Raw genomic sequence first — 3,898 nt, 5'->3', positions numbered from 1 at the left:
TAGAAGCAGTTGTAATATAGCCGCGATTGAATTAATGGAAGTAGGCGTCAAAGCTGTCATGACTAATGCTTTAGAAGTTCAAATGGTATTACTCGAAACGGTTAAACGTTTTGAGAAAATCAAAGTATATGATAATTCAGATCCAGTAGCGTTCCAGACAATGCTTGCTTTAGGTAAGTCGCTAAAAAATATTTTAGATCAGCCTCTTTTAAATAATGAAGGTGAAGCAGTACAAAATATTCGCTACAAGTGTGAAGGCTATCTTGAAATCTAATAAGGAATATAAACATTATGAAAGATGTGATTACAGCAAGCTCTAAGAAAGCTATTAAGACGGTAAGTTCCAAAAACCCAGCTTCTAGCGCTTATCAAGGGTTTGAGATGCTAGTTAAAGCTTACGCAGATTATAAAACTATCTGTCAGACTGAGTATACAAAACGTGAAGCGATAGCTGCATGGGAAAATGTACATCTTACTAAGTCCAATAACCAAAGAGAGTTTCTAGAGTCTTATCTAAAAGAACGCTTCGCAGAACGTCGTCATGTGATAGATGAGATGTTCGTAAGGCTTGATCAGGGGATTGAAAATGATAATCCTGAGTTGATCACGATGGCTATGAGCGCAATAGAAAACACGGTTAAATCTTCACCACTTCAAGAAGCCGGTCAGGTATTAATGGCGATGAATGACCCAAACATCGACAAAATTGAGTTTTAAAAGTAATAAATACTTGAGTCGATTTAGTGCTATAAGTCTATATTACTAAAATAAAAACTAATTTACTTAACTCTAGCGAGCAGGGCGGTTTATTTCTTGCCTAACAATGAGCGCAGCTGTTTAATCGTGGCATGAATGCTTTGATCGAGTACAGGTTTTGCAAATAAAGGCTCATAGCTCTTTGGTAGGGCAGGATTATCAGACAATTGTGGATGTAAGGCACTTTTGCATTTTTGTGCAGTATGGGGCGTGTTTTGGCCTAGCACGTTCAGCAACATACCTTCTAGGCATAACGGCTTTGAATATAAGATTGTAATGCCAGAATCTTTAGCGGCTTTAATATCTTGTTGATTAACAGGGACGTCGCTATCCATCAAAATAAACTTTTTATCATAACCAACATGGCGGCTCTTTTTGACTGTATCTTTAATGATATCGTGCGGTGAGCCACCACTAGAAAAGTCTAAAGTAATTTTACTGCCAGAGCGCCTTTCATGATAGATACCTTTCATATGACTCAAGAATGCTTTGTCATGCTCACCTTCACCCATAACAAGCAAGGTAGTTTTGTTGACTGACCGAGGTTTACGCTTTGCCATAACCCAACCCCCTTATAGATTTGGTATCGCGTCAAACGCGCCAGCCATATATTTCGCATAAAGGTTATCGTCATTACGAACCCCTTCCATCTCATCTAACCGCCAAGCTTCTGAAGCCTGCTCGTATTTTTCGACCAAATAAATTTGATGCTTATTTAACAAATTAAACACCTCGGGCGTATGGCAACTAAAAATAAGCTGAGCATTATGAGGGTTATGATGCGATGAGCGAAACAAATCAAAAATGGCGGGTAATAGTAGGGGGTGTAAGTCGTTATCAAGCTCATCGATAATAGCTACGCCACCATTTTTAAGCACAGGTAGTATTAGGCCAAGCAAGCTATAAGCAGATTGTGTGCCATTAGATTCTTCATAAATCATAAGCTCAAATGAGTCATCACCGACTTTATGAACACCAAAGGGCAGCAGTACTTCTTGCTGCTTTCCTTCATTGACCATCATAACGCTTTTTATATTAATTTCATCGATGCCCGTATCAAACTGACAAAGTAGCTTTTCAGCGGTTTGTTTTAAACCATCATCCTTAGCAAACAATTCAGTCATCTCAGGTATAGACTGGCTAAGACTGCCAAGCCTACCCATTGAGACGACATTGGTTTTATAGCCTTCCAACATCTCAATGATTGCTTCTGCCAGTGGTTCATCAAGCAAATTGGCATAACTGATCAAAGAGGCGTTTTTTTTCACGTCATCTGCAAGTGATGGGATGACAAAGCTGCGATGCTTATAAACCATCTCATCACCATCATAGTGACGGCTAAAAACGTAGCTAAATAAGCGACTGGTCTTTTTATATAGCGCTTCATTGATCACGCGGCTTTGGCTAAGCGTTAGCTCATAGCGATACTCTTCATAAACACCATCAGTATTTTTGAGTAAAAAACCCATCTCAAATTCAGATGTATTGTTTTGGTTCAGCGCAAAAGGGCTATACGGGATATTGTCTTCTGAATCAAGGCTACTAGTAGAGCCACAAATAAACCAGCGCAAAAACGATACTGCTTTGAGCAGTTGCGTCTTACCGGAGCCATTCGCACCTAAGATCGCTGTGACTTTATTGAGCCGATACTGATCATGCTCAGTATCAATATAAAAGTCATAGTTAGACTCAGTTGGCTGCTTACCTAGCGTAAACGATACTTCCGTTGCTTCTGGGTAAGAATAAAAATTATCGAAACGAATATAGGTAATCATAGTCAGCCGTTTTTAACGATATTTTGTGGTTTATAGACTACGATAGCATAAATAACGATCATGCAGTATAGTTTAGCTTGTCAAAACAGTCATATTTTCAGTGTTCTCGCAATATTTGATTCGAAGCTCCTTGAAACTGACCTGACCGTTTTGAACAGCTTGCTTGATAATTTTCTGACGCGCATTAAGTCTAGCATTACCTGTTTTTACCTCAGCAATAATTATTTGTACTTCTTCTATATCAGCCAATCCTTCTGAACAGGCATGAAGGTTTTGAAAAATCATATAATCAATCGGCTCTCCTAAGAAGCGGCAATCAGATGGATTGTAAGGAAAGTCAGCGATGAAGGGCGTGAACTGTTCACCGATTTGACCTTTTAGAACGTTACGCTGCATGTTATTAGAGCGCTTTTTAGCGTCTTTTACTTTTTGTTCAAGCTCAACCTCAAAATCAGCTTGTTGCTGGGTTATCGCGGTTTGAATATTGGCGATATCACGCTCGCTTTGTAAAATAGTTTTGTTTTGCGCTAATATTTTTTGGACGGCAAGTACCAGCAAAACCAAAGCAACAAGTATAGTGAGTAGTAAAATAGTATTGTTCATAATCGGTTCCTAAGTAAAATATAATAAACGTGGCTAGGCTTTTGGCTATTGCTTTGGCGTCATATCCATTTCTTGCAAACGAGCAAAGACAGTATCTGAAAACGGCTTAAAGTAATTCCATGATTTGTATTTTTGGTTATATTTGCCGCCGCCTTCGTTACGCCACTGCTTTAATATTTCGATGACATCGTGGTTATAGGTCACGCATTTCACCGATACCATGCCTGAATTAAATACTCTCACATCTACCCAGCTGTGCTTGATTGTGAAGCGATAAGTGCTATAGCCCTTATCAAAGCTTTCATTATCATCCTCTTCAGTGATTGTTTGGCAGTTATAGGTAGGTTCAACTGATAGAGTAGGTGCTGTTAAAGTACTTGCTTCAGGGAATACCCATTGTTTATTACTCACACAGTCTAAAATGTAGTCTTTCGCTTCAGTACTTGGCAGCTCCATATCTTGTTTAATAATCTCACGCAAGTCGATCTCTATTGTCTTGATACCAAGCTGCTTAATAAATGCAGATTTATCCGCATCGATAAATGATGTTACTGCCACCTCGATAAACATTATTTCGTCATCGATAGTCGCTACTAGATCAGGTCGTATAGAGCCAATAGCTTGTTCTGTGACCAAATGATCAAACTGCCATGTTTTTTCTTCATTGTGTTCATCATCAGGTAGTGCTGGTAGTGTTAAATATTTCTCTACCATAATGACTTGCTTAGCAAACTTGTGTAGGATACTTTCAGGGTGAATCGTAC

The 3,898-nt window shown here is 38.9% G+C and carries 5 protein-coding genes and 1 pseudogene; 2 read left to right on the top strand and 4 right to left on the bottom strand.

What is annotated here, in order from left to right; genetic code table 11:
- Nucleotides 1-274: pseudogene (locus tag ACT3SX_RS14295) on the top strand (hypothetical protein); the annotation flags it as partial.
- A 17-nt stretch (nt 275-291) separates the two neighbouring features.
- Nucleotides 292-717 (top strand): hypothetical protein, encoded by a 426-nt coding sequence (locus ACT3SX_RS14290; protein WP_075101647.1) that lies wholly within the window; start codon nt 292-294, stop codon nt 715-717.
- A gap of 89 nt (nt 718-806) precedes the next feature.
- On the opposite strand, the gene ACT3SX_RS14285 is transcribed toward ACT3SX_RS14290, so the two are convergent.
- The 4 genes from ACT3SX_RS14285 to ACT3SX_RS14270 all read right to left on the bottom strand — a co-directional run.
- Entirely contained in the window at nt 807-1,316 is a 510-nt protein-coding gene (locus ACT3SX_RS14285; protein ID WP_192520444.1) for a hypothetical protein, read from the bottom strand.
- Between the two features lie 12 nt (nt 1,317-1,328).
- Nucleotides 1,329-2,531 (bottom strand): AAA family ATPase, encoded by a 1,203-nt coding sequence (locus ACT3SX_RS14280; RefSeq protein WP_192520443.1) that lies wholly within the window; start codon nt 2,529-2,531, stop codon nt 1,329-1,331.
- A gap of 72 nt (nt 2,532-2,603) precedes the next feature.
- Nucleotides 2,604-3,134, bottom strand: coding sequence for a Holliday junction resolvase-like protein (locus tag ACT3SX_RS14275; protein ID WP_225739299.1), 531 nt, complete (start codon nt 3,132-3,134; stop codon nt 2,604-2,606).
- A gap of 45 nt (nt 3,135-3,179) precedes the next feature.
- Nucleotides 3,180-3,898: competence protein CoiA family protein (locus ACT3SX_RS14270; RefSeq protein ID WP_444761804.1), on the bottom strand; the 719-nt coding region annotated here is incomplete at its 5' end.

Source organism: Psychrobacter sp. AOP31-B2-9, from assembly GCF_052378005.1.
Taxonomy (GTDB): Bacteria; Pseudomonadota; Gammaproteobacteria; order Pseudomonadales; family Moraxellaceae; genus Psychrobacter.
This window is presented reverse-complemented; position numbering and strand designations above follow the sequence as displayed.